This is a genomic window from Sphingobacterium sp. UBA5639 (assembly GCF_002421245.1).
Taxonomy (GTDB): Bacteria; Bacteroidota; Bacteroidia; order Sphingobacteriales; family Sphingobacteriaceae; genus Sphingobacterium; species Sphingobacterium multivorum.
In genome coordinates, this window is the sequence record NZ_DIJR01000028.1 from 13,852 (window position 1) to 39,613 (window position 25,762).

Sequence of the window (25,762 nt, forward strand, 5' to 3'; positions counted from 1 at the left end):
TCTGTTTTTATAAGCACGGGCACCAGGACTCGAACCCAGACCAAAGGTTTTGGAGACCTTCGTTCTACCTTTAAACTATGCCCGTGTATTTCTTATTTTGTGATGCAAATATAGTGTTTTAAACCACTTTCTGCAAATCTTTTTTTACTTTTTTTTATTTTAATCCGATAAATCGCTTATCGAAAAAATAAGCTAATCAACCTCAGTCGATTAGCTTATTCTATGTGATTCTAAATCTTTATTAAAGACTAGATAATTTCAGTTACCTGACCAGCACCTACTGTACGACCACCCTCACGGATAGCGAAACGTAGACCTTTTTCCATTGCAATAGCAGAAATTAATTTCACGCTGATTGTAACGTTATCACCTGGCATAACCATTTCAGTACCTTCTGGTAAAGAGATCTCTCCAGTTACGTCAGTTGTACGGAAATAGAATTGAGGACGGTATTTGTTGAAGAATGGAGTGTGACGACCACCTTCAGCTTTTGACAATACGTAAACCTCAGCTTTGAAATGATCGTGAGGAGTTACTGAACCTGGTTTACAGATAACCATACCACGTTTGATATCAGTTTTCTCAATACCACGTAACAATAAACCTACGTTATCACCAGCCTCACCGTAATCTAAGATTTTACGGAACATCTCAACACCTGTTACTGTAGATTTCAAGTTCTCAGCACCCATACCTAAGATCTCAACTGGATCACCAGAGTTGATTACACCTCTTTCGATACGACCTGTAGCAACTGTACCACGACCTGTGATCGAGAATACGTCTTCTACTGGCATCAAGAAAGGTAAATCAGTCAAACGTGGAGGAATTGGAATGTAGTTATCTACAGCATCCATTAATTCCATGATTTTCTCAACCCACTCAGGCTCACCGTTCAATGCACCTAAAGCAGAACCTTTGATTACAGGGATATCATCACCAGGGAATTCGTAGAATGATAATAACTCACGAACTTCCATTTCAACTAAGTCTAACAACTCAGGGTCATCAACTAAGTCAGTTTTGTTCATGAATACTACTAACGCAGGAACACCTACTTGGCGAGCCAACAAGATGTGCTCACGAGTTTGAGGCATAGGACCATCAGTCGCAGCAACTACGATGATAGCACCGTCCATTTGAGCAGCACCAGTTACCATGTTCTTAACGTAGTCAGCGTGACCTGGACAGTCAACGTGTGCATAGTGACGGTTAGCTGTAGAATATTCTACGTGTGCAGTATTGATTGTGATACCACGCTCTTTTTCTTCAGGAGCAGAGTCAATTGAATCAAATGAACGAGCTTCTGACAAACCTTTATCAGCCAATACTTTAGTGATAGCAGCTGTAGTTGTAGTTTTACCGTGGTCAACGTGACCGATAGTACCAATGTTTAAGTGTGGTTTACTACGGTCAAATTTCTCTTTTGCCATGTTTATGCGAATTAGTAATTATAAATTATTTCTATTTGTTATATACTCTTGCTTAACTTTTACACAAGTACGAGCCAAAGATGGGATTTGAACCCACGACCTCTTCCTTACCAAGGAAGTGCTCTACCCCTGAGCTACTTCGGCTTACTAAAAAACCTTATTTACGTATTAATGCCCCCACCTTTAGATACATTATTATCAAAGAAGATAGAGACTAAATTTAATACTTGAAAAATTTGAGCGGAAGACGAGGTTCGAACTCGCGACCTATAGCTTGGAAGGCTATCGCTCTACCAACTGAGCTACTTCCGCTTAATAATTAGAAACTAGAGTAAATCTAACACCCTAATTAAAATAAAGTGTGGAGGGAGAAGGATTCGAACCTTCGAAGCCGAAGCAACGGATTTACAGTCCGTCCCATTTGACCGCTCTGGAACCCCTCCAGACCTGTAACTTTCGTTACATTTAGAGCCTCTTATCGGAATCGAACCAATGACCTACTGATTACAAGTCAGTTGCTCTACCAGCTGAGCTAAAGAGGCTTCTAATATCTTTATTTAAACTTACATTCTATCAACGTCTGACCAAGTATTTCTACCTTTTCAGCGAGTGCAAATATCGAATTTACTTTTGATTTCTGCAAGTTTATTTTTTATTTTTTTTCATTTAAAGAACTAAGCAAACTTTCGTTGTTTTGAACCGTTGTTCCCTTGTTTGCTGATGCAAAGATAGACACAAAACTCACTTTACAAAAATATTTGTCAAAAAAAAAAGACAGTTTTTGGCAATTATACTGATATGCAGCACAATAATTTTTGATTGCATATTTACCTGTTTTGGTTATTTGGCTAATATACTATCTTTGGGCATGCAAATTTTACCGCAATCACTTTCAAAACTTACCCGATACTCCGTACTATTTACGGTACTTTTAATGGGATCGGCCGAATTGAAAGCTCAAAATATTATTCAAAAATTGAGTAAAAAATTTCTTTCCGCTGAAAGAGATTCTACACGTTCCGGTAGTTTTATGGTTTTACCGGCCGTTGGTTATGCGCAGGAAACGGGCGTTGAATACGGCCTGGCGAGCGCTTATAATTTTTATCTGGACAAATCTGATCCCAAAATCCGCACCTCCACGGTCATGGTCATGGGAACCTTTACATCCAATAGTCAGTCCAATTTCAAACTGCAGACAGATCTTTGGACTAAAAACAACGACTACCATCTGATTAGTGAAATGCGTTACCGTAATTGGCCCTTTAACTATTATGGCGTCGGTATGGACACCTGGAAGGCAGATGAAGAACGCATTGATCAAAAATTATTTCGCGTCAAACTCGAAGCTGAGAAAAAAATCAGCAACAACCTCTATTCGGGCATCAACATTCAATACGACAACTTCACCATTCGTAGCGATAGTGCCGATCGTATTTTCAATCATTCCGATCTTATTGGAAAGCATGGCGGGCAACAGCTACTTGTAGGTATTTCGCAATTGTTTGACAATAGGGATAACGTTTCTTATACAACAAGGGGGTATTATGCTAAATTGCGACTGGCCTATGCTCCAAAGTTATGGACAAGTACTGATTTTACGGGGGCAAACCTCGACGTGGATCTGCGTGGCTTTATTCCCCTGCACAACCAAGTCACACTGGCCCTGCAAGGAATCTTTCGTTCCACATTTGGAAAAACCGTCCCATTTTACAACTACCGTGAGCTCGGTGGAGACATGATGATGCGCGGATATTACCTCGGACGTTACCGGGACAAGAATTACCTTGCCTCCCAAGCTGAACTGCGTTATCGCTTTCATCCACGCTTTGGTATTGTTGGTTTTTCAGGGCTAGGATCAACCTTTTCCAAGGAAAATAGCAGCCGATATGTCGCAAGTTATGGCGGTGGCTTAAGATATTTCTTTAGTCTCGAACACAATAGCAGCATACGCTTTGATTATTCCTTTGGCGAACAAAGACCTGGAGAAAAACGACAATCGGGTTTCTATCTGTCCCTAAGTGAAGCTTTTTAATAAACAAAAGCATCCATAAATATATGGATGCTCTTGTTTATTCTTGCCGAATGACAGCTACCTGTTCCTCTTCGCTCTCCTCTCCTGTATCCTTAAACTTCAGATAAAATATTTAATGCCTTAGGGAACGTGGCCCATGACTGCCTATCGACAGCCAAAAAATGGTCGAAACAGTAGCCTAAAATCGTATCAGAAAATGCTCTTTTCGTTGTTCTTTTCTAAAGTAAACCAACCCAATTCGGTATAGATCTATGGTAACCACAACACGATTATCCTGTTTCAGCTTGTTCCAGTAGGCTTCCCTTTTCGCTGACACATGGGGTTCGTTTATAATCAATAGATCTCGATCGCCAACATTTCCCAAAAAATTCAGGTCAAGATCGTCCAGGTCGATATAATAAATATGTCGGTACGCATAGCTTCCGCATTGGTCCTGCAGAAGACTCTGATAACTTTCGATCGGACGATCGGCCCAATAACTAAAATTGTCGTAAGCGAATGTGTTTAATAACCGATCGATTAATGCATACTTTTTCTGCTCTACCTTGCTTCCGTTTTGAATAGTTTGCGGTAATTCCGAAACGCTCTCCTTGGATGTCTTTTGATAGATCACTTCGTCTACCAATTTATAAACAAAAGGAGAATGGGTCCCATGGCGACTATGGGATACAAAATAATGCCGCCAATACTTAAGCATGTAGTTCATTTCGCTGCAAACATCGCTAAATTTTATGATTTTTCACATGGAACATCAGGTTTAATTCCACTGAATACATACGGTTAAATTAGCTAGGCTACATAATATCTTTAAAACTGGAGAACAAAAACACTCCCTTTTCCTTCCGTACTATTGAGGAAAATAGTACCCTTGTGCAAAAGCATGATCTGTTTACTTAGGGTCAAGCCGACTCCTGTACCCGTCTTCTTTGTTGTAAAAAATGGTGTAAAGATCTGCTCCTGAAGATCGGCAGGAATTCCTGCCCCGTTATCTTCAATCCTAATCTGCACCTTGCCGTCCACTTCAAGAGCAGATAAACTAATATAGGCTTCTTCCCTATTTTTAACCGCATCTATCGCATTCAACATTAAGTTAATAATAACCTGTTCGATCAAATTGACGTCGGCAGATAAAATAAGCCTTGTATTTTTTAGGATAATATCGACATCAATATTTTTCTGGATCAAGGTTGGTTCAAGCAGTTGATAGATATGTTCAAACAGCTGTGAAATTTGAATCGGTGCTAGCTGAGGCTGATCGACTTTATTGATCATGCGATAACTCTTCGCAAAATGCAAAAGTCCTTCGCTACGACGTTTGATGGTGGAAATGCCTGTTTTTAGATCATCAATATCTTCAGTTCCTTTGAAATGGTCCAAACGACCGTTTAAGGTTTCAGCCAGTGAGCTGATCGGAGCAATGGAATTCATAATTTCATGCGTCAGTACGCGCAATAATTTGTGCCATGCCTTTGTCTCAGTTTCATCAATTGCTTCATTGATATTTTGGTATACAACAATGCGAAACAAAGCATCCTGTGTCTCAAAGCTTGAGCTTTGAATCAATAATTTAATCTTCCCTTTACTTGACTGAACGGACTCCATCTGCTGCTGTCCGTTTTCAAGTAACATGGTTTTTTCATAAAGATCATTGTTTTTTTTCTTCAGTCCCGTGATGTTTCCAAGATGTGGCAAATGAAATAGCTGCTTGAAAGCATCATTCACCCACATGACCTTACCGCTATCCATCTCATAAAAGATAATCGCCGAATTCAGCATATTGATCACACGGTCCAGGTATTGATGCTGAATTTCCTGCTTAATACTGATCTCCTTATATGTTTCGTTGATCTGATTAAAGGCAAGGAAAAGCTTTCCTTCTACTGATTTTGTGTTTTTCACCAAAAAACGTCTGGTAAAATCACGGTATTTGACCGCTTCGGAAAATTCAATCAACTGCTTGGCCAAAAAATTATATTGTGCATATAGGTTAAAACCCAGGTAAAGCATCACACAGAAGATCAAAGCCGCCTGTACGTATTCACGTTTTAGTAGAAAATAAGCACTCACAAGAGCAGCTATCAACAGTAATATAATCTTGATCGCATTTAAGATTTTTCCGTGCCTCATCGACTAAATATCATATTTCTCCAAACGTCTATAAAGCGCAGCTCTTGTCAGTCCCAATTCCTTTGCTGCCTTACTGATATTTCCGTTGTAACGCTCAATCGCAGATTTGATTGCTTTACGTTCCAATTCTTCCAAATTTTGACTGCTAGCGCTAGTTTCAACAACGTGGTTATCTACTTGCTGTTCGATCGGTGAGAAGAAAAGGTCATTTCCGGCGATACTAAGCTGATCTGCCATAATAACAGCACGCTCGATGCTGTATTGAAGTTCCCGGACGTTGCCCGGAAAATGATATGCGCACATTTTTTTAACCGCATCCGGTTCAAAGCCTTCAATCCGTTTATTGTATTTTTTCGAATAGATATCGAGAAAATGATCAGCCAATAGCTTGATATCCTCTCCCCGTTCACGCAATGGTGGTACCTGAATTTCCACGGTATTGATCCGATAAATTAAGTCTTTTCGAAAACGGCTTTCATCTGCAAGCTGTTTCAACGGCACATTGGTTGCTGAGATTAAGCGAATATCCACCGGGATCGGTTGATAGGAACCCAACGGTGTCACCTGTCTATTCTGGAGTACGGTCAACAATTTAGCTTGTTGCTGCAAAGAGATATTTCCAATTTCGTCGAGGAACAATGTCCCTCCATTTGCCGCTTCAAATCGCCCTTGACGGTCTTCACGTGCATCCGTAAATGCCCCCTTTTTATAACCGAAAAGCTCACTTTCAAACAATGTTTCTGTCAGCGCCCCAACATCGACCTTGACATAAGTCCGATCTGAACGCAAGGATCTTCGCTGAATGGCTTGAGCAATGAGGTCTTTCCCTGTCCCATTTTCACCTAATATTAAAATATTGGCATCTGTCGGCGCTATTTTCTCCAATTTATATTGCAGTTCGTCCATAACAACAGAGTTACCAATCAAATCAGGACTGTTCGCACTACTGAGCAGGGAACTTTTACTTTTCTTTTCTTTGTTTTTTGATTCAGCAAGCGTGCTTTCGATCGTCGCCAATAAATGCTCATTTTCCCAGGGTTTCACGACAAAATCTGACGCCCCCTGTTTCAGCGATTTTACAGCGAGATCTACAGCTCCATAAGCGGTAATCATAATGACATGTACCTGTGGAAACTTTTCTTTAACCCGGGACAACCAATATAATCCCTCATTACCAGTATTAATTGTACTTTTAAAATTCATATCTAAAAGTACCAGATCATAAGGTGTCTTCTCCAGATGTGCGATTAAGTTCTCCGGATTGGGTTCAACTTGAATATGACTAACTTTAGGTTTAAGCAAGATTCTTGCCGCAGTTAATAAATCCTGGTCATCATCAACGACTAAAATAGATGCTTTTTTCATACTTACTGACTTCATTGAAGATACTAAGATAATTATAAATTCAATGAGCCTGCGTAATAATCATTGATATATTTTTGCAGCAGCCATTCATACTGCTTGACGACCAATTGAATCTGACTGTTGTCGAATTTCGTTTTTGCGGTCAAAAAAATCACTGAATTACTGTTTCCCAATTCGAAAACGACTTTGGCTATGCGAAAAGACTCCGCGTAGTTTTCATTTTGACTACGTAATTGTGTAATCATGTTACTTGCGTTCTGCAAATTAAAAACCGCATTGGACGTCGCCGACCGTAAAACATTTTGTTGGATCTCTTTCTGAAATTTAGCAGCTTGTAGATCTAATTTTGCCAGGCGGACGTTGTTATATACTTGCAAATGATTAAAAATGGGAATTGAGAGATTTAGAGAAATAGATTTTCCCACGTTATTACGCATTTGGGACCAATACGTTCCTTGAATCCCCAATTTTGAATAATTTGATCCTAAGCCAGCGCTCAGACTCAAAGACGGGTAATAGTATGATTTCGCAATCTTAATATCCCGCTCCGCCACTTTTATCCGATAATCCAAAGCTTTAATATCAGGCAATTGGTCGACAGCCATATCATATAACTGCTTCTCATCCAAACGCTGTCCTGTCTCATTTATTCCGATATTGTCCAATTCCCCTAATTGATTTTCCGCCATATTCAATAAGGCCGCCAGTTTCACCCGGCTACTGTATAGTAACTGACGATTATTTTCAATCGTGTTGACATCATTTGCCAGTTGTCCTTTCAAATCAAAATAATCCCCAGGGTTAATTGCGCCTTCCTTATGCATGCTCTCCGCACGTCTGACCTGCTCTCGGGTTACTTCAGTCTGCATTTCGGATTGCCGCAATATATCCTGGGCAGTCAAACTTTGAATATAAGCGGTAATAACATCTAGTTTTAGGTTATTAATCTGCGTATCAAAAGTCAATTTACCAGCTGTCTTTGCATCAGCACGCATCCGAATTTCGTTAAATAGACGAAACCCTCTAAATAACGGCAGGCTGGCTCCCAAAGAAAAATTCCCTGTTGAGTTGTTGGATGAAATATATTGAAGGGTCGAGTTATCCTGCGATCTACCTGAGGTCAGGCTATGTTGTAGGCTCGCATCGACATCGGGAAGTCTATTCGCTTTAGCCTGTGCCAAATTCACCTCGGCACGCTTCACATCGAGTTCATTCTGCAATAAGGTTGGATTGGCCTTTATGGCCAACTGGATACACTCAGCTAAGCTTCGCTTGGCAATTTGTTTATCGTCGACCGCTGCAATTGTTGCTGTCCCCGACACTCTTTCCGTTAGTTGCTGCTCCGTCTGTTGCGCCCCTGCCTTAGCATAACTCAATAAAAAGCATAATGTACTATATATATAAACTCTCTTCATATCCAGTTTTTATTTTCTTGCTGACCATCGCCATGCCAAACAACAAAAACACTAACTATCAAACAGATACAAAAAACATATTTTCAAAAATGTTCATTAATGAACAGTCGGTGTGCGTAGTTGGACAATAAAAATCCACAAGAGTATAAGTAGGAACATGATGGAAATCAAGTTCAGTATTTATTCGTTTATTCAATGGATATACATCGGAGTTTATTCGGTTTTTATTCGCTTTCATCCGAATGAGGTCCGAATAAGGTCCCTATAAAGTCCGTATTAGTTCCGTGTAAATTAAGAGAATTGATATATTTAAATTGAAGATTCTTCTCCGTTGCAACTTAATAAACTATACATAAATCAATGTGTACTCCAATAGAACTAACGTACCTTACCACAACCTGTGGTTATATTTGCTCAAAGCACTTCAGTTGCCACAATAAACAGCGAAAAACTTCCAGTTGTACGTCTTCGTACAAGAAGTGTCCGCTATCGAACACCGAGCGCCAAACAAAACAAAATAAACAACTATAAATCAGTAAATTAAATTATTGGCACAGCTTTCATAGTTACATACAAAATTGATATTAAATTATGGACAGACCTTTAGAAAAGAAGAAGTGGAATAGCAAACGTATCATGACTATTGTGGGGGTTGCTGGCTTAGTTGGCTTAATCAGTGCCAGTTTCTATTTTACCTCCGGCAAAAGCAAACTGAATGTTGAAGCTGACCGCATCTCTATTGTCGAAATAAAAAATGGAAACTTTCAAGAATTTATCCCGATAAATGGCACCGTGCTTCCTATTAGTAGTATATACCTCGATGCTTCTGTTGGCGGACGCGTCGAAGAAAAATTTGTAGAAGACGGGGCTATCTTAAAAAAAGGGGATGCAATCATGCGTCTTTCCAATACCGATCAGGAGCTTACCCTGGTACAACAAGAAACGCAAGTGCTCAATCTATTGACACAGTCACAAATTGCGCAGACCAATGCACAACAAGCATCAATTAACAACCGCAACCAAATGGCTGATGTAGAACAGGCCTATCGGGAAGCGGAGCGGATCTATAATCTAAACAGAAAATTACTTAACGAAAAAGCCATTGGTACACAAGAGTTCGAAAAATCAAAGAACGAATACAACTATCAAAAAGAACGGGTCAACTTGACCAAACAGATCCTGAAACAGGACGAAATCTCCAATGCACAAAAAACCAATCAGGACAAACAAACTTACCAACGCACGCAGAGTGCATTGGAACTGATGAAAAGGAAAATTGGCGACTTGATTGTTAGGGCACCTGTTGACGGGCAATTGACCGCCTTCGATGCAGAGATCGGGCAAAATAAAAACGCCGGGGAACGATTGGGACAAATCGACGTCTTAACAGGATTCAAAGTGCGCGCTGACATCGATGAACATTATATCAACCGTATTTTCCCAGATCTACAAGGGGAGTTTTCTATCGGTGAAAAAACCTACAAACTCCGTATCAAGAAAGTCTATACACAAGTCACCAATGGCCGATTCCAGGTTGACATGGAGTTTATCAATGATGTTCCCAAAGGGATCCGACGTGGACAGACTTTACAAATACGTTTGGCATTAAGCGATGAAACCAAAGCGTTATTGCTGGCAAAAGGCGGTTTTTATCAACAGACCGGTGGTAACTGGATCTTCAAATTGGATAAAAATGGAAGTACAGCATATCGTGTCGATATCCAATTAGGAAGACAAAATCCGGAATATTATGAGGTTATCAAAGGTCTACAACCGGGCGATAAGGTTATCGTATCGAGCTATGAGACCTACGATAAGGTGCAAGAGCTAAATATTAAAAAGTAACATCCTAGCGGTTATCGAGCACATCATATCTCTCGATAACCGCTTTTATCATACGACTTAATTATGATTAAAAACTTTATTAAAACCGCACTTCGCAACCTTTGGAAAACCAAGGGGTACAGCTTTCTTAATATTTTTGGATTGGCGGTCGGTATCGCTGCGGCATCGTTGATTTTTTTATGGGTTGAAAGCCAGTTGGGCTACAACGATAATTTCGCCAACAAAAAGAATATCTATGTTGTCAAATCAAAACAGACTTACGATGGCGCTACTTATGTATTCGAATCGACACCTGGACCATTTGCCCAAAGCGTAGCAAAAGAAATACCCGGTATTAAGCATGCCGTTCGCATGAGCTGGAATTCGCCCATGTTATTTTCTGTAGGAGACAATAATATATTTCAGACAGGGGTATATGCCGATGGCTCCATTGCAGATGTGCTTTCCTTGGATTTCTTGGAGGGTGATCGAAATACCGCCTTCGATCAGGTCAACAATATCGTGTTATCAGAAACAGCTGCCCATAAATTATTTGGTAACCGCCCGGCATTGGGAAAAACCGTCAAAACAAACAATACTGAGCCATTTATTGTTGCAGGGGTAATCAAGGACCTACCCAAAAATAGCAGCTATGATTTTCAATGGCTGATTCCTTTCAAAAAGTTTGAAGCTGGTCAGGATTGGTTGGAAAACTGGGGAAACAATGGCGTACAAACATTGGTTCAGGTCGAAGATAATGCCAATGTTGACCAGATCAACAAACAGATGATGGATTTTGTCAAACGCAAAACCAATGGTGAAGTCACGTTCTCACAAAATTACCTCTATCCAATGGAACGTTGGATTACGTACAACCAATTTGACAATAGCGGAAATGAAATAGAAGGCGGTATTAAAAATATACGTCTATTTACCTTTATTGCTTGGGTTGTTCTATTAATTGCCTGCATCAATTTTATGAATCTCGCAACAGCAAGGTCAGAAAAAAGAGCAAAAGAAGTGGGTATGCGTAAAGTTGTTGGCGCAAGCCGCAAATCTTTAGTGACGCAATTCCTAGGGGAATCGCTCGTATTGGCAACCATCTCTTCCTTGGTAGCCTTGTTGCTGATTTACATCTTTATCGGTCCTTTCAATGCAATGATAGGCCAAGAGCTGAAGGTTAATTTATCGGCACCTTTACACCTCCTTTTTCTGTTGGTAATTACCCTTGCCTGTGGCCTATTTGCAGGTAGCTATCCCGCATTTTTCCTATCCGCATTCAAACCACTAACGACAATTAAAGGTGCGAAGCAAAAAGCCGGAAGCGGAAGTCTTGTACGCAAAGGATTGGTGATTTTACAATATACGGCATCCGTCGTTTTGATTATCTGTACCATTATTATCTACCAACAGATTCAGCACAACAAGAACAGGGATCTCGGATTTGATAAGAGTCAGGTGTTGACAACAGCGCTACAAGGCGATATGGCCAAACATCTCCCACTGATTAAAAATCAATTATTGGCAACAGGAGTTGTGCAAGAGGTCGGTGTCAGTGATATGAGTATACTCAATATCAACTCCAATACGTCCGGTTTTAGCTGGGATGGAAAAGATCCAAATGCTAGTATTTTGATTGGCATGTTACGTTCTGATGAAGGTCTTATTCCAGCTTTGGATCTAAAGCTTTCTGACGGTAGAAACTTCCATCAAAATTTTGTAGGTGATAGCACCTCGGTTATCATCAACGAAGCATTTGCAAAACTGATCAAAAAAGATGGCCTTGTGGCCGGTAGTATCATCAGTTACGGTGAAGAAAAGTTCACCATCGCCGGTGTCGTCAAGAACTTCGTTTATAACAATGTGTATGCCGATCCTGAGCCGATGCTATTTCTACCGATGAATAGAGATAATGGCATCATGACCATCAAGACAAAGGCTGGAGTAGATTTACCAGATGCCATTCAACAAATCGAGAAGGTCATCGTCAAAAATAACCCGGGCTTCCCCTTTGACTATAAATTTTTAGATGATAGTTTCAATAATAAGTTTAAAGCTGAGCTTTTTGTACAGCAACTATCCAGTGTATTTGCACTGATGTCTATCATTATATCCTGCCTAGGCCTGTTTGGTTTAGCCGCCTTTGCAACAGAGCAACGCGCAAAAGAAATCAGTATTCGTAAAGTCCTGGGGGCCTCTGTTTCGGGACTTATCCAAATGCTCAACCGTGAATTTGTTACGCTTATAGCGATCTCCTGTATCATTGCCTTTCCTATTGCATGGATGATTATGAGCAAATGGTTAACCAACTATGCACATCATGTAGAGATTTCCTGGACCATCTTTGTCATCAGTGCTGTAGCAGCAATTGTAATTGCCCTACTGACGATCAGTTCACAGGCATTTAAAGCAGCGATAGCCAATCCGACGAAGACTTTAAGAGATCAATAAACAATTAAATAAACAGAATTTAATAACAGAAATAATAACTGTCCAAGGCAATATCGCCAAGGATCCAAAACATAAAAACCATGAGCACAAAAAATATGATCAAGATCACAAACCTTCAAAAGTATTACCGCACTGAAGAAGTTGAAACCGTCGCATTAAACAACCTAAACATTCATGTCAAAGAGGGCGAGTTTGTTGCCGTAATGGGTCCTTCGGGCTGTGGAAAATCGACTTTACTCAATATTATCGGATTGCTGGATGATTTGGATGAAGGAAGCTATCTGTTCAACGAGATTGAAGTTGCCAAATTCAAAGAACGTGGTCGCTCAGATCTCCGCAAACATAACATTGGTTTTGTATTCCAGAGTTTCAATCTAATCGATGAACTAACAGTATTTGAAAACGTGGAACTTCCACTGGTTTATACCAATGTTCCAGCTGCAGAACGCAAAAAGCGTGTAGAAGAAGTTTTGGAAAAAGTCCAGATCATGCACCGCCGAAATCACTTTCCACAACAGCTCTCCGGAGGTCAGCAACAACGTGTGGCCGTTGCTCGCGCTGTCGTGAATAATCCAAAATTGATTCTTGCCGATGAGCCTACGGGTAACCTCGATTCCAATAATGGTAACGAAGTCATGCAACTCCTGACTGAATTGAACGAAGCCGGCACAACCATCGTCATGGTAACACATAGTGAACACGATGCAAAGTTTTCTGACCGTGTAATCCGCATGCTAGACGGGCAAGTGATTATGGAAACAACTTCGGTATAAAAACACACATATATAACCAAGATATTTATCCTAATAACCTGTAAATGATGAGCACGATTAAATTAATTTTCAGACAACTATGGCGTAACCGTCTTTTCACATTTTTAAATGTATTTGGGCTTGCCATCGGAATAAGTGCCTGTTGGCTTATTTTCCGTATCGTCAATTATGAATTTAGTTTTGATCAGCATCATCCGAAAAGTGAGCAGATTTACAAGGTCCATACCTCCTATGAAGAAAAGGATAAATTAGATCATTTCGATGGTGTTCCCGCACCATTACCGGCATATATTAAGGAAAACTTTGTTAGTGTTGAACTGACTGTACCCATCTTTAAACAATACTTCGAACGTGTCAGCAATATTGGCGGCACGCAGAAAATAGAGTTTGAAGATCAACCCGATATCATCGGTACCACGGGAGACTATTTCAAAATGACACCTTATGTTTGGTTAGCTGGCGACCAAAGGAATATACTAAAAAATAGCCATGAAGTCATCCTGACAGAATCGCGGGCTAAATTGTATTTCCCAAACAGGTCAATAGACCAAATCATAGGACAGACTTTGTCCTATGATAGTACATTATACAATGTCACCGGCATTGTAAAAGATCTAGCCCATCCAAGCAGCTTTTTGGGTAAAGAATTTATCCAGATTCCAGAAAAGGAATGGAATAGCACAAACTGGAACAATTCAAATTCAAATTGGCAGCTCTTTATTAAGGTAAAATCATCGGCTTCCCTTCCTAACCTCATAAAGACAGCCGATAAAAAGGCCTATGAGATGACGCATGCCGAATTTGACAAGTTTGGGTTTAAAATGCATGTAAACACAGTACCTTTAAAAGACTTACATTTTACTTCTTACGCGCAAAATAATGTTAATAAGAAAATAATGTATGGCCTAATCGGCATAGGTATATTTTTGCTTCTACTCGCCTGTGTCAATTACATCAATCTCGCTACCGCCCAAATCCCACAACGCGCGAAAGAGATTGGTATCAGAAAGACATTAGGAGAAAGCCAGAAAAGAATTACAAAGTCCTTTTTGTTGGAAACATTTTGCATTACGGCTTTTTCGGTACTTTTATCATGGCCTTTACTTATTCTCATTCAAACAGTTTTAGCCACTTATATTCCCGATCAGCTCAAGTTGTATCCCGATCCATGGGGAGTATCGCTATTTTTAGCAACACTTACAATCACGATTACCTTAATTTCCTCAGGTTACCCGATTTTACTAACAAACAAAGTCAAGATTGTTGAAGTCATTAAAATCTCAAATGCGCAAAGTCTCAAATTTGGCAATCTTTCTTTTCGGAAAATGCTCATTATATTTCAATTTTTGATTGCTCAGCTGTTTGTTATTTCAACTTGCATCATTGGTCTACAGTTGAAACATGCGCTACAGAATAACTCCGGCTTCGATAAGGATGCGATCATTACCCTACGTTTCCCGAGCAAAAGCTACCAGGACAGTAATGTTGATCCTTTTGTTTTTAAGCAAGCGATTAAGCACATCACAGGTGTAGAGCAGGCTTCCTTGGGGCATCTGCCCATGAGTAACGACCATTGGGGAAATGCCTTGTTTGCGAAAAGTGATACGGGACAGGTACAGGCAGATGTACAAATGAAATTTGTCGACCAAGATAACTTTAAGCTCTATAATTTTAAAATGCTTGCTGGCCGCCCGCTGCAGTTGGCCGATACGAGCACTGGCATCGTGTTAAACTTAGCCACCGTTCAAAAGTTAGGCTTTAAATCTGCTGAAAATGCTGTAGGTAGCTTTGTCACGTACACAGACAAACAGCGGCAGATTGTGGGTGTAACCGACAATTTTCACACAAAAAATCTCCATGCAGCCATTCAACCTGTTGTCATGCTGAGCTCTATTAAAAAATGGGAATTAAACAGACTAAGCGTCAAACTCAATAGTAATTCAACTACCTGGACGGAAACTTTAAAACAGATTGAGAAAGAATGGAAAAAATATTATCCAAAAGCCCCATTCAAATATGATTTCTATGATCAGCAAATCAAAGAACTCTATAGCAGTGATCTAAAATTCTCGAAGATTATCAATCTATTTACATCGACGACAATTCTCATCAGCTGCCTGGGATTGATCGGTCTGGTTACCATCACCACGGTACAACGTACCAAAGAAATTGGTATTCGAAAAGTGTTGGGAAGCACGGTATTGGGGATTATTGGATTATTATCAAAAGATTATATCAAACTTATACTCATTTCTATTTTGATTGCTACCCCAATTGCTTGGTGGGCGATGCACAAATGGTTGGATGATTTTGCGTATAAAATAGAGCTATCCTGGTGGATGTTTATTATTCCGGCTGCCGCAACCTTACTTATTGCATTTTTTACGATGAGCTACCAATCCATAAAAGCGGCACGTGCAAATCCAGTACATAGTTTAAGAGATGAATAAGATGATAAAGAAGCTCATTAATGAACAATACAACTAACACCTGTCCCTATGATAAAGAATTATTTAATAACCGCAATTAGAGAATTAAGGAAAAGAAAATTCTATACCGCTATCAATATATTAGGTCTGTCGGTCAGTCTTACTGCAGCGATATTAATTATTTTTTGGGTACAGGATGAACAGAGCTTTGATAAATTTCACCCAAACTATGAGGCAATATATACCGTAAATTCCCATTTGGATCCAGAACATAACGGCGCAATTTGGGGCATAACTCCCGGTCCTATAGGCAACTATGCCAAAAATGCACCCGACGTAGAATTTGCAACGCGCGTTTCACAGGATTATAATGTTACCTTGGTCAACGATAAGCTGAAACGCCCTGTAACGGATATGAGTATCTATTATGTTGATGGCAGTTTTTTTAATATGTTTCATTTTCCCTTACAAGAGGGCTCGCTTGTAGGTTTTCAGGAAAATTATAAACAGGCACTGGTCACAGCATCAACAGCAGAAAAACTCTTTAGCAGCCAGCAGGCCATTGGAAAGACCTTCCGTTATGGTGCAGATCTGTTCACCGTAGCCGGTATCTTAAAAGATGTTCCACAAAATTCCTCGATGCAATTCAATGTGATCATTCCATTAGGTTATCATGCACAACGGTTTACAAATTGGGGCGGTAATGGAAAATGGAAAACAATCGATGAAGACTTAGGCAATTACAGCTTCGCTACCTACGTCAAAGTAAAACCAACGGCTTCTCCTACCCTCATTGGAAAATTTATCTCGGAGAATTATACCAAAGCCCGCGATGGTGAAAATTCAACCATCTTTGTTTTAGATCCTTTAAAAACCATGCACTTAATCGCCCCGGACGGCAATAAATCGACACTTTGCATGGTGCAAATTTTTGGGATCATTGCAATCTTATTATTGGTTATTGGTGCAGTAAATTATGTCAATTTGAGTACTGCACGGGCATTGGACCGGGCCAAAGATGTTGGCATCCGAAAGATAATCGGTGCTAATCGTCTCCATCTATTCTTACAGTTTATCACCGAAACGGTTGTTGTATTCTTTTGCTCGCTCGTAATAGCTTTCATTCTTATCCTTGTACTTCATACTGGATACAATCAAATTGCACAAAAATCAATCAGCTACTCCTTCCAAAACAGTACAATATGGTTATATATAGGTGTTGCGATTATCGGCACACTAGGCTTATCCAGTATATATCCTGCGATACAACTTTCCTCATTCAATCCCATTCATTCGTTAAAAGGAAAATCAGTTAAAGGAGTTTCCTCAACGACCATGCGTAAAATATTGGTGGTTTTTCAATTTACACTTTCTGTAACACTGATTGTATGCACCTTGGTTATCCGCAATCAACTGGATTTTATCCAAAAGATCAACCTCGGATACGACCGAGATCATGTCATTACACTTGGTCTTCCTGAGGAGGCCTACAAACATATGGACGCCATACAGACCGAACTCAAAAATAACGACGCAATACAAGGAGTCTCTCTTTCAAGTGTTTACAACATGACGGATTTCGGAAATGCCACGGGCGATATAGATTGGCCTGGCAAATCCAAAGACAACAAGCTAATCGTAGCGCAAGCCAAAATTGACAAGGATTTTATTCCGTTAATGAATATACAGTTCGTTGAAGGGAAAAATTTCACAGGCCTGCCAGCGGATTCTTCCGGATATATTATCAACGAGACCTTAGCAAAACAAATGGGGTTAAAGCCGCCATATGTGGGATCCAATATGAGTTTCCACGATTTCCCTGGACAAATTATCGGTGTGGTGAAAGATTTTCACTTCAAATCCATCAAAGATAAAATAGGTCCAATGGTCTTCTGGACGCGCTGGGGATCGGGCACGCTTTATGTAAAAACAAGTACCACAAAAGCCGCTGAGGCTATCAAAGCCTTAGAGAAGGTTTATAACCGCTATCCATCAGACGCTCCTTTCAAATATACTTTCATTGATCAACAATTTGATAGTCTATACAAATCCGAACAGCGTACAGGTTTGTTGTTCAATGTTTTTGCAGGTATTGCCATTTTTATATCTGCTTTAGGTCTGTTTGCATTGGCAACTCACGAAGCGCAAATGCGTATAAAAGAAATCGGCATCCGTAAAGTTCTTGGAGCTAGCACCTTTGGTGTCGTCCGGCTATTGGGAAAAAATTTCGTGCTACTCGTTTCCATTTCCATTCTGATAGCCTGTCCCATAGCGGTTTACCTGATGAAACAATGGTTAAGCAATTTTGCATATAAAACAGATCTAGAGCTGCAAACATTTGTCTTCGGTGGTATTTTGGCCTTGCTGATCGCCATTGTTACCGTCAGCTACCAGGCTGTTCGGGCAGCTTTATCCAATCCCGTAGATAGTTTAAGGGACGAATAAAAACGAATATAAGAAAGTGGATGATTGGCATGTATACACTGGCACTTAAGAAATAAAGCTATGATCAAGAATTATATAAAAATAGCCTGGCGCAATATCCAGAAAAACAGAGGATACTCGACCATCAATATCATTGGCCTTGCAATAGGTTTGGCCTGTTGCCTATTGATCGCAATTTATGTTCAGAACGAACTTTCCTACGATAAATATCACGTAAACAAAGAGCGGATTTACCGCATCGTACACGACTATAAAGATGTTAGCAGCACAGAGCAGCATCAAATCTGGGGCAATGGACCTATTGGTGAAGCTATCAAAGCAGACTTTCCAGAAATCGAGAAAGTTGTTCAATTCTCGGGTCAAACATCTATCCTGCTCAAACAGGGCGATAAAAGATTCCAGGAGGAAAATGTATTTTTCATGGACTCCACTGCATTTGATGTCTTCAGTTGGAAGGTTTTGGCCGGCGATCCTCATACAGCTTTAAAAAATGCCTATTCTGTTGTATTAACAGAAAGTACCGCAAAGAAATATTTCGGAGATCAAAATCCCATTGGCAAGACGCTGGAGGGAGGTTTAGCTGCGGGCCGTGCTGACGCAGATCTATATACTGTAACGGCAGTAATGGCCGATGTACCTGCTAATTCACACTTTACGTTCGATGCATTGCTTTCGATGAGTACATTCCGAAAAGCACGGCCAGACGTATTTAATAAAGAAGGCTGGGATTATGTAGACTTCTACACGTACTTTCTCGCTTCAAAAGACTTTGATCCTGTAAAGTTCGACCAGAAAATACCGGAGTTTCTCAAGCGGCATCTCCCAACAAATGAAAACCCAAATGCAAAATACAATTTCCATATCGAGCCACTTCTGCAAGCTTACATGCACTCGTCTGCAGATCGTCAACCCGGTACCAATGGAAGCTATCAGAATTTATACATATTCAGCATTATTGGCGGATTCATCTTACTGATCGCCTGTGTGAACTTTATGAATCTGGCTACATCTAGGTCAATGGAAAGAGCAAAGGAAGTAGGCGTACGAAAAACCATAGGAGCAAGCAAAAGCAATCTGATCTTTCAGTTTATGTCTGAATCATTGGTTCTTGTATTCGTCAGTAGTATTTTGGCTATACTGCTCGTTATGGCCTTTCTCCCCTTTTTGGAAGCATTCTCGGGCAAACACCTCAATTATTCATCCCTGAAAAATGGGACGACCTGGGCAATATTCCTATTCACTACCATTTTTACGGGACTTCTTGCCGCCAGCTATCCCGCGTTGATTCTAGCAAATTTCAAACCGATTGCAGTACTTAAAGGAAGTTATAGCAACAGCAAAGGTGGTACATTATTACGTCGCGTATTAGTTGTTTTCCAATTTTGCCTTTCTATTGCGCTCATTGCAGGTACAGTCGTCGTCTTTTCTCAACTAGATCAATTACAGCACCGAGATCTTGGATTTCAAAAAGATCAACGGCTTGTGATAGATTATAATTTCGATGATAAGGTAAACAATAACCTGGAAGCGATAAAATCTACACTAGCAAAAGATAAAGATGTTTTGTCTGTCACTGCATCACGTACGGTACCGGGAACATTTTTTCCAAATGCAGGAACAGAAATCATGTCAGCAAACGGAACGATGAGTCAATTCGCTCCTTTCTTATATGAAGTCGATGTTGACTTTATTCCTAATATTGGTCTGCAAATGGCCGCAGGACGTGCCTATTCCAGAGATTTCCCAGCGGATACGGCCCATTCACTTGTTATCAATGAATCTGCTGCAAAACAATGGGGCTATTCAAATCCACAAGATATTATTGGCAAACAATTTCGTCAATGGGGAAGAGAAGGAACGGTTATCGGTGTAGTGAAAGATTTCAATTACCTTTCTTTACACCGTAAGATTGAGCCTTTAGCTTTGCGACTTGAACCAAGCAGCAGCCGGTATTTAACCTTGAATATCCAACATGTAAACCAGCCTGAGACCGTTGCCAGAATCGGCAAGCTGTGGAATGAACTTGTACCAAACCGTCCATTTTTATATAGCTTTCTCGACGACAATTTCAATCGACAATATGAAGCGGATTTTAATTTTAGAAGACTTTTTACAGCCTTCTCCGGACTGGCACTTTTTATTGCCTGTTTAGGTTTATTGGGACTTGTTACGTATACAGCCCAACAGCGTACCAAAGAAATCGGTGTACGGAAAGTTCTCGGTGCATCCATCTATAATTTAATCCTCCTGCTCTCTTCCGACTTCATCAAGTTATTGGCTGTAGCGCTCCTCATCGCGACACCGCTATCTTGGATGGCGATGAAAAAATGGCTTGACAACTTTGCATACCATATTGAACCACAATGGTGGATGTTTGTCTTTGCTGGTTTTGCTACAATCACTATCGCATTAGTAACGGTGAGTTTTCAAACACTCAAGGCTGCCAAGGCAAATCCTGTAGATAGTTTAAGAGACGAATAACAATATAATTTAATCCCATCACGATATTCCAGCTATGAACAACCTCCTATTAAAATCGGCAATTCGACAACTTTGGAAGAATAAACTATTCTCCCTATTAAATATTATTGGACTAGCCATCGGTATTACGTCATGTTGGGTCATATTTAAGATTGTCAATTATGAGTATAGTTTTGAAGCTGGAGTTCCTCAGCTTGAACGAACCTATAGGATCATTTCTCAGTTTAAAAATGATGGCAAGGATAATTACAATGGGGGATTGGCCAAGCCGTTTTATCAGGCCATCCGAAAAGAAATTCCGGGCGTGGAACTGGTCGCTCCAGCATTCAGAAATTATCAAATGGAATCTGTCACAATCAACAAGGGACAAAAAAATCAAAAACTTGTCGAGGACTTTGATGAGGCTGAAGGCAATGTGACGGAGACTACCAGCGACTACTTCAAGCTCGTTGGCTACAAATGGTTAGCAGGTTCACCAGAGAAAGCATTTTCAACTGCCAACGACATCGTATTGACAAAAAAAAGGGCAGCCATTTATTTCCCAAACCAGGCTGTCCAGGGCTTAATCGGCAAAACCATCTTTTATAACGACAGTATACCCAAAACAGTAACTGGCATTGTTGATGACCTTGGCTTCAACACGGAGTTCAATGGCACAGAATTCGTCTTGCTTAAAGAAGAAGTCTACCCACTGAATGTCTGGACGAATACCAATGGTACTGACAGACTTTATATCCGATTAAAAGATGGTGTAAAAGACCTTCCAATCCAGGCAGCTATCAATAAGATCGGACAAAAAAAATGGCAGGAATTCAGCCAGGAAAAAAAACCGAAGTTTGACTACAACCGTAAGGTCGTAGTCATGCCACTAAAAGATTCCCATTTTGCAGTACACATAAAAGAATGGTACGCCGAAAGAACAAGCAAAACCGTTATTTATGGGTTAATTGCCGTAGCTGCTTTTCTGATGCTTTTGGCCTGTATCAACTATATCAATCTTAGTACGGCACAAATACCAGCGCGGAGTAAAGATATTGGTGTCCGTAAAACATTGGGAAGTAGTCAGGGAAAATTGGTTAGCCAAATTATTTTTGAATCGCTTTTAACCATTGCTATTGCACTTGTTTGTTCGGTCTTTCTGACGAAACTGGCCTTTTTCTATTTTCAGGAAATGATTCCGGAGAAAGTAAAGGATTTTACAAGTTCGACGACATCCATGCTGTTTATCGCAATTTTACTGACCGTAACGACTTTAATTTCCTCGGCATATCCTTCTTGGTTAATTAAAAAGGTACAGCCTGTCAACTTATTTCGTGCCGGCAAGCAGTTCCAAATCGGAAAAACACAAATCAACCTTCGGAAAACATTGATTGTATTCCAATTCTTTATTGCTCAATTTTTTACGGTTTCAGCACTCATTATCGGCCAACAACTCTCCTATACCCTCAACAAAGATATGGGATTCGACAAAGATGCTGTTGTTACCTTCGATCTACCTTCCAAGCTCATCAACAAATTTTATGAGGAAAAACTGGATCAAAGTAAGAAACAAACACTCCTACATGAGATCCAAAAAATAAAAGGTGTTTCGGCAGCGTCAATCGGCAGCAAGCCCTTATCAAATAATTATTCATCATCTTGGTTTCATCGACAAGACCCTACGTTAAAAGAGAAAATTTCATCCGATATTTTCTTTAAAAATGCGGATGCGAATTATATCGCTGTCTATGACATGAAGTTAATTGCGGGCACCAATCTACCACAATCCGATACTGTCAATGCTTATATTATTAATGAATCTGCTGTCAAGGCGTTCGGTTTCAATTCGCCTCAAGATGCTATTGGGAAGTCAATTGGTCAAGAAGACAGTACCTTCCCGATCGTTGGCGTTATTAAAGATTTTCATGCCCAGGAATTCTATAAAGAGATCACACCTTTGGCTTTGCGCAGTTTTAGCCGTGGTGCCTATACCTTCAATATAAAACTATCGGGAAACAGCAAAGAATGGAAAACCAGTATTGAAGCGATCAACAAAGTATATACGCAGTTTTTTCCGGAACTCCCCATAGAAATAAAGTTCTACGATGAAACGATTGCGTCACTCTATCAAAAAGAGCAAAATCTGGCCAAATTAATTAACGTGAGTACAATTGTTGCTGTTTTGATCGGTTGTTTGGGCCTCTTTGGGCTGATTACCCTTGCGGCTTTCCAACGCAGCAAAGAGATCGGTATCCGTAAAGTTTTGGGTGCAAGTATTCCAAGTATCTTTCATTTATTGGCTAAAAACTTTGTACAGCTTATTTTAATCAGCATTCTTATTGCCGCACCCTTGACCTGGTGGACCTGTAGCAAGTGGCTGGAAGATTTTTACTACCGCATCGATCTTACGGCAACACCTTTTCTATTAGGCGCTGGGCTAGCACTATCTGCGGCGGTACTGACCATTAGTTTTCAATCGATCAAGGCAGCTATCCAAAATCCCGTAAATAGCTTACGGGACGAATAGCAACACTAGAATATCAAACTGGGGTTAACAAAAAACGAAATAACAATGATTGGAAATTCACTTAAAACAGCCTATCGTTTTTTAAAAAAACATAAGTTGATCACGTTTATCAATATCACCAGTCTCGCGATTGGCATTACGGCGACGCTGGTTATTTTCTTAATGATCCAATACGACTACAGTTTTGATAAACACGTTCCAAATCAAGAACAGGTCTATCGTGTTGTCAATAATGGTGAATTTAAAAATGCCGGTGTTTACGTACCATTGGTTCGTACCATGGAATCGGAATTACCGAACTTAGAAGCAGTAGCCCCCATTTATCGAAGCCATATTCCCAAACTAAAAGTTTCAACCGCGACGGATAAATTCCAAACTTTTCCAAAAGAGCAAAAGATGGCTTTTACCAACAGTCAATACTTCGATATTTTCCCTTCGAAATGGTTGGCTGGAAGTCCTAAGGCTTTGAATTCATCCGGAAATATTATCCTTACACAGAAAACACTAGAAAAGTTTTATGGAAAAGAACTGCCTGCAAATGTAATTGGCAAAACCATCATCTATGCAGATAGTATCCCACTTCAGGTCGCTGGTGTAATCGAAAATCCACAACATAATTCGGATTTTAATTTTGATAGTTTCATCGCTGATGCGACCATCGTCCAAGACAACAACCTAAAGAAGATGTATAGTTGGGAAGCTTGGAACAGCATCTCTGATTCACATCAGGTACTCATCAAGACAAAAGCACACAGCAATCCGCGTCTTCTGGAACGGAATATTGCTAATCTCCTTAAAAAATACAAATACAAAGAAGGTGAAAAAATCAACGATAAACTTGAATTACAAGCCTTATCTGATGTTCATTTCGACACGCGATTTAATTATGAAGCGACTCATCCAGAAGCACTTCGCAACCTCATTTTACTGGCATTCTTCCTGTTAGCCCTAGGGGCGGTAAATTTTATCAATTTATCCACAGCACAATCCATCGAAAGAGCTAAAGAAGTGGGTATTCGCAAGACATTGGGTAGCTCTAAGGCAACATTAATTAAACAATTCTTACTAGAGACATTTCTGATTACCTTATCGGCGACAATACTCGCGGTTTTATTGCTTCCTTTGTTCTTACATGTTTTTGAAGGATTTATTCCCAAAAACTTAAGTTTAGACCGTTTAGACAAAACCGTTATTCTTTTATTCTTATTCGGACAGCTTATCGTGGTCACCATTCTTGCGGGGTTTTATCCAGCTTGGGTATTGACAGGATACGCTCCTGTATTGGCACTCAAAAACCAGCTTGGAAAAAACACCAATCTTTCCCGAAGCGTATGGGTCCGCAAAGCACTGACTATTTTCCAATTTGTCTTAGCTCAGGCTTTTCTGATTTGTGTACTCGTTGTCGTGCGGCAGATCAATTACGTCTCCCATCGAGACATGGGTTTTCAGAAAGACGCGATCGTCAACATCAATATTCCTGGAGCTTTCCAAAATTCTACGAAAGGTCTCGTGCTTAAAAATGAGCTCAAAAAATTGCCGGATATCAAAGCGATTAGTTTTGGGAACATTGCACCCGCGATGAACGGCTGGATGACCACAGGAATCACTTATGATCAGTCGCCAACAAAGGAATCGCTAACATTCGATAGCCGCTCAGGTGATGAAAATTATTTGGAAGTCTATCAAATTCCACTTCTGGCAGGAAGGAATATACGTTTACTGGATTCAACCAGTGAAATGCTGATCAATAGAAAAGGACTTGAGCTACTGCATATCAAAGATCCCCAGGATGCCATTGGTAAAACTTTCGAAAATGGGCAGAATATCATCGTTGGTGTAATGGAGGATTTTGATCTAGCCTCTGCCCGACAGGCGGTTAAACCAGTCTTGTATACAGGCAGTAAGGAAGGATACGTACTCCATATTGCATTGGACCAATCGCATCCCGAAAACTGGAAAAATACCATTGATAAAATAACGGCTAATTATAAATCGGTCTTTCCAGACGACGAACTGGATCTGAAATTTTTGGATGATGTCGTCCAAAATTTCTACACCCAAGAAAAACAGCTTTCTAAGCTTCTATCATGGGCAGTAGGGCTTTCAATCCTGATTGCTGGCCTAGGTTTATTTGGATTAGCCATATTTACGGCAAATCAACGCACAAAGGAAATTGGAATCCGTAAAGTATTGGGGGCATCTGTTTTCCAGATAACCTTTCTACTGCTTCGGAATTTGCTATCATTGGTTGCAATAGCCTGTCTAGTAGCCTTTCCAATTGCTTATTATTTTATGCAGAGCTGGCTCAATGAATTTGTTTATCGAACCACGATAAGTCCCTGGATTTTTGGACTGTCTGCACTGGGCTTGATTGCATTTGCAAGTCTTGTATTATCAACCAAAAGTGTCTTTGCAGCAAAAGCAAATCCGATCAATAGTCTAAGGGATGAATAAATCAGCGGGTAAAAGCAATAAGCGTAC

14 protein-coding genes and 5 tRNA genes are annotated in these 25,762 nt (G+C 40.1%); 9 read left to right on the forward strand and 10 right to left on the reverse strand.

Annotation, left to right across the window (positions count from 1 at the left end):
- Positions 1-14: 14 nt before the first annotated feature.
- The 6 genes from B4Z90_RS16250 to B4Z90_RS16275 form a co-directional block, all read right to left on the reverse strand.
- Positions 15-85 (reverse strand) — tRNA-Trp (locus B4Z90_RS16250).
- Between the two features lie 163 nt (positions 86-248).
- Positions 249-1,433, reverse strand: a complete 1,185-nt coding sequence (gene tuf, locus B4Z90_RS16255) for an elongation factor Tu (RefSeq protein ID WP_075991174.1) — start codon at positions 1,431-1,433, stop codon at positions 249-251.
- Positions 1,434-1,505: 72 nt separating this feature from the next.
- Positions 1,506-1,577, reverse strand: a tRNA-Thr gene (locus B4Z90_RS16260).
- A gap of 95 nt (positions 1,578-1,672) precedes the next feature.
- A tRNA-Gly gene (locus B4Z90_RS16265) sits at positions 1,673-1,745 on the reverse strand.
- 50 nt (positions 1,746-1,795) lie between these two features.
- Positions 1,796-1,876, reverse strand: a tRNA-Tyr gene (locus B4Z90_RS16270).
- Between the two features lie 26 nt (positions 1,877-1,902).
- Positions 1,903-1,975, reverse strand: a tRNA-Thr gene (locus tag B4Z90_RS16275).
- Between the two features lie 326 nt (positions 1,976-2,301).
- Here B4Z90_RS16275 and B4Z90_RS16280 point away from each other — a divergent pair.
- Positions 2,302-3,465: a BamA/TamA family outer membrane protein gene (locus B4Z90_RS16280; protein ID WP_286767379.1), complete on the forward strand. Its 1,164-nt coding sequence runs from the start codon at positions 2,302-2,304 to the stop codon at positions 3,463-3,465.
- A 178-nt stretch (positions 3,466-3,643) separates the two neighbouring features.
- On the opposite strand, the gene B4Z90_RS16285 is transcribed toward B4Z90_RS16280, so the two are convergent.
- The 4 genes from B4Z90_RS16285 to B4Z90_RS16300 form a co-directional block, all read right to left on the reverse strand.
- On the reverse strand, positions 3,644-4,162 hold the full coding sequence (locus B4Z90_RS16285) for a hypothetical protein (RefSeq protein WP_286752375.1): 519 nt from the start codon (positions 4,160-4,162) through the stop codon (positions 3,644-3,646).
- Positions 4,163-4,272: 110 nt separating this feature from the next.
- Positions 4,273-5,592, reverse strand: coding sequence for a sensor histidine kinase (locus B4Z90_RS16290; RefSeq protein WP_286752374.1), 1,320 nt, complete (start codon positions 5,590-5,592; stop codon positions 4,273-4,275).
- Between the two features lie 3 nt (positions 5,593-5,595).
- On the reverse strand, positions 5,596-6,972 hold the full coding sequence (locus B4Z90_RS16295; protein WP_286767377.1) for a sigma-54-dependent transcriptional regulator: 1,377 nt from the start codon (positions 6,970-6,972) through the stop codon (positions 5,596-5,598).
- Positions 6,973-6,989: 17 nt separating this feature from the next.
- The gene (locus B4Z90_RS16300) at positions 6,990-8,372 is read right to left on the reverse strand and encodes a TolC family protein (protein WP_112373732.1); all 1,383 of its coding nucleotides are present in this window, start codon (positions 8,370-8,372) and stop codon (positions 6,990-6,992) included.
- 591 nt (positions 8,373-8,963) lie between these two features.
- On the opposite strand from B4Z90_RS16300, the gene B4Z90_RS16305 reads away from it, so the two are divergent.
- From B4Z90_RS16305 to B4Z90_RS16340, 8 genes are all read left to right on the forward strand, one after another.
- Positions 8,964-10,217 (forward strand): efflux RND transporter periplasmic adaptor subunit, encoded by a 1,254-nt coding sequence (locus B4Z90_RS16305; protein WP_112373733.1) that lies wholly within the window; start codon positions 8,964-8,966, stop codon positions 10,215-10,217.
- A 63-nt stretch (positions 10,218-10,280) separates the two neighbouring features.
- Positions 10,281-12,647: an ABC transporter permease gene (locus tag B4Z90_RS16310; protein WP_286770539.1), complete on the forward strand. Its 2,367-nt coding sequence runs from the start codon at positions 10,281-10,283 to the stop codon at positions 12,645-12,647.
- A gap of 95 nt (positions 12,648-12,742) precedes the next feature.
- Entirely contained in the window at positions 12,743-13,420 is a 678-nt protein-coding gene (locus tag B4Z90_RS16315; RefSeq protein WP_046672289.1) for an ABC transporter ATP-binding protein, read from the forward strand.
- A 44-nt stretch (positions 13,421-13,464) separates the two neighbouring features.
- Entirely contained in the window at positions 13,465-15,870 is a 2,406-nt protein-coding gene (locus tag B4Z90_RS16320) for an ABC transporter permease (RefSeq protein WP_286802770.1), read from the forward strand.
- Between the two features lie 48 nt (positions 15,871-15,918).
- Positions 15,919-18,294, forward strand: coding sequence for an ABC transporter permease (locus B4Z90_RS16325; protein WP_286802772.1), 2,376 nt, complete (start codon positions 15,919-15,921; stop codon positions 18,292-18,294).
- Between the two features lie 60 nt (positions 18,295-18,354).
- Positions 18,355-20,775 (forward strand): ABC transporter permease, encoded by a 2,421-nt coding sequence (locus B4Z90_RS16330; RefSeq protein WP_286802773.1) that lies wholly within the window; start codon positions 18,355-18,357, stop codon positions 20,773-20,775.
- A 34-nt stretch (positions 20,776-20,809) separates the two neighbouring features.
- Positions 20,810-23,281 carry an ABC transporter permease gene (locus tag B4Z90_RS16335; RefSeq protein ID WP_115047347.1) on the forward strand — a complete coding sequence of 824 codons (2,472 nt, stop codon included), beginning with the start codon at positions 20,810-20,812 and terminating at the stop codon, positions 23,279-23,281.
- Positions 23,282-23,326: 45 nt separating this feature from the next.
- A complete protein-coding gene (locus B4Z90_RS16340) occupies positions 23,327-25,735 on the forward strand; it encodes an ABC transporter permease (RefSeq protein WP_286709818.1) in 2,409 nt (802 codons plus the stop codon).
- The last annotated feature ends 27 nt before the right edge of the window (positions 25,736-25,762 follow it).

Bases quoted from the DNA above. Each gene is read 5' to 3' on its own strand.
- tuf (WP_075991174.1), bottom strand. From the start codon at position 1,433: ATGGCAAAAGAGAAATTTGACCGTAGTAAACCACACTTAAACATTGGT.
- B4Z90_RS16280 (WP_286767379.1), top strand. From the start codon at position 2,302: ATGCAAATTTTACCGCAATCACTTTCAAAACTTACCCGATACTCCGTA.
- B4Z90_RS16285 (WP_286752375.1), bottom strand. From the start codon at position 4,162: ATGCTTAAGTATTGGCGGCATTATTTTGTATCCCATAGTCGCCATGGG.
- B4Z90_RS16290 (WP_286752374.1), bottom strand. From the start codon at position 5,592: ATGAGGCACGGAAAAATCTTAAATGCGATCAAGATTATATTACTGTTG.
- B4Z90_RS16295 (WP_286767377.1), bottom strand. From the start codon at position 6,972: ATGAAGTCAGTAAGTATGAAAAAAGCATCTATTTTAGTCGTTGATGAT.
- B4Z90_RS16300 (WP_112373732.1), bottom strand. From the start codon at position 8,372: ATGAAGAGAGTTTATATATATAGTACATTATGCTTTTTATTGAGTTAT.
- B4Z90_RS16305 (WP_112373733.1), top strand. From the start codon at position 8,964: ATGGACAGACCTTTAGAAAAGAAGAAGTGGAATAGCAAACGTATCATG.
- B4Z90_RS16310 (WP_286770539.1), top strand. From the start codon at position 10,281: ATGATTAAAAACTTTATTAAAACCGCACTTCGCAACCTTTGGAAAACC.
- B4Z90_RS16315 (WP_046672289.1), top strand. From the start codon at position 12,743: ATGATCAAGATCACAAACCTTCAAAAGTATTACCGCACTGAAGAAGTT.
- B4Z90_RS16320 (WP_286802770.1), top strand. From the start codon at position 13,465: ATGATGAGCACGATTAAATTAATTTTCAGACAACTATGGCGTAACCGT.
- B4Z90_RS16325 (WP_286802772.1), top strand. From the start codon at position 15,919: ATGATAAAGAATTATTTAATAACCGCAATTAGAGAATTAAGGAAAAGA.
- B4Z90_RS16330 (WP_286802773.1), top strand. From the start codon at position 18,355: ATGATCAAGAATTATATAAAAATAGCCTGGCGCAATATCCAGAAAAAC.
- B4Z90_RS16335 (WP_115047347.1), top strand. From the start codon at position 20,810: ATGAACAACCTCCTATTAAAATCGGCAATTCGACAACTTTGGAAGAAT.
- B4Z90_RS16340 (WP_286709818.1), top strand. From the start codon at position 23,327: ATGATTGGAAATTCACTTAAAACAGCCTATCGTTTTTTAAAAAAACAT.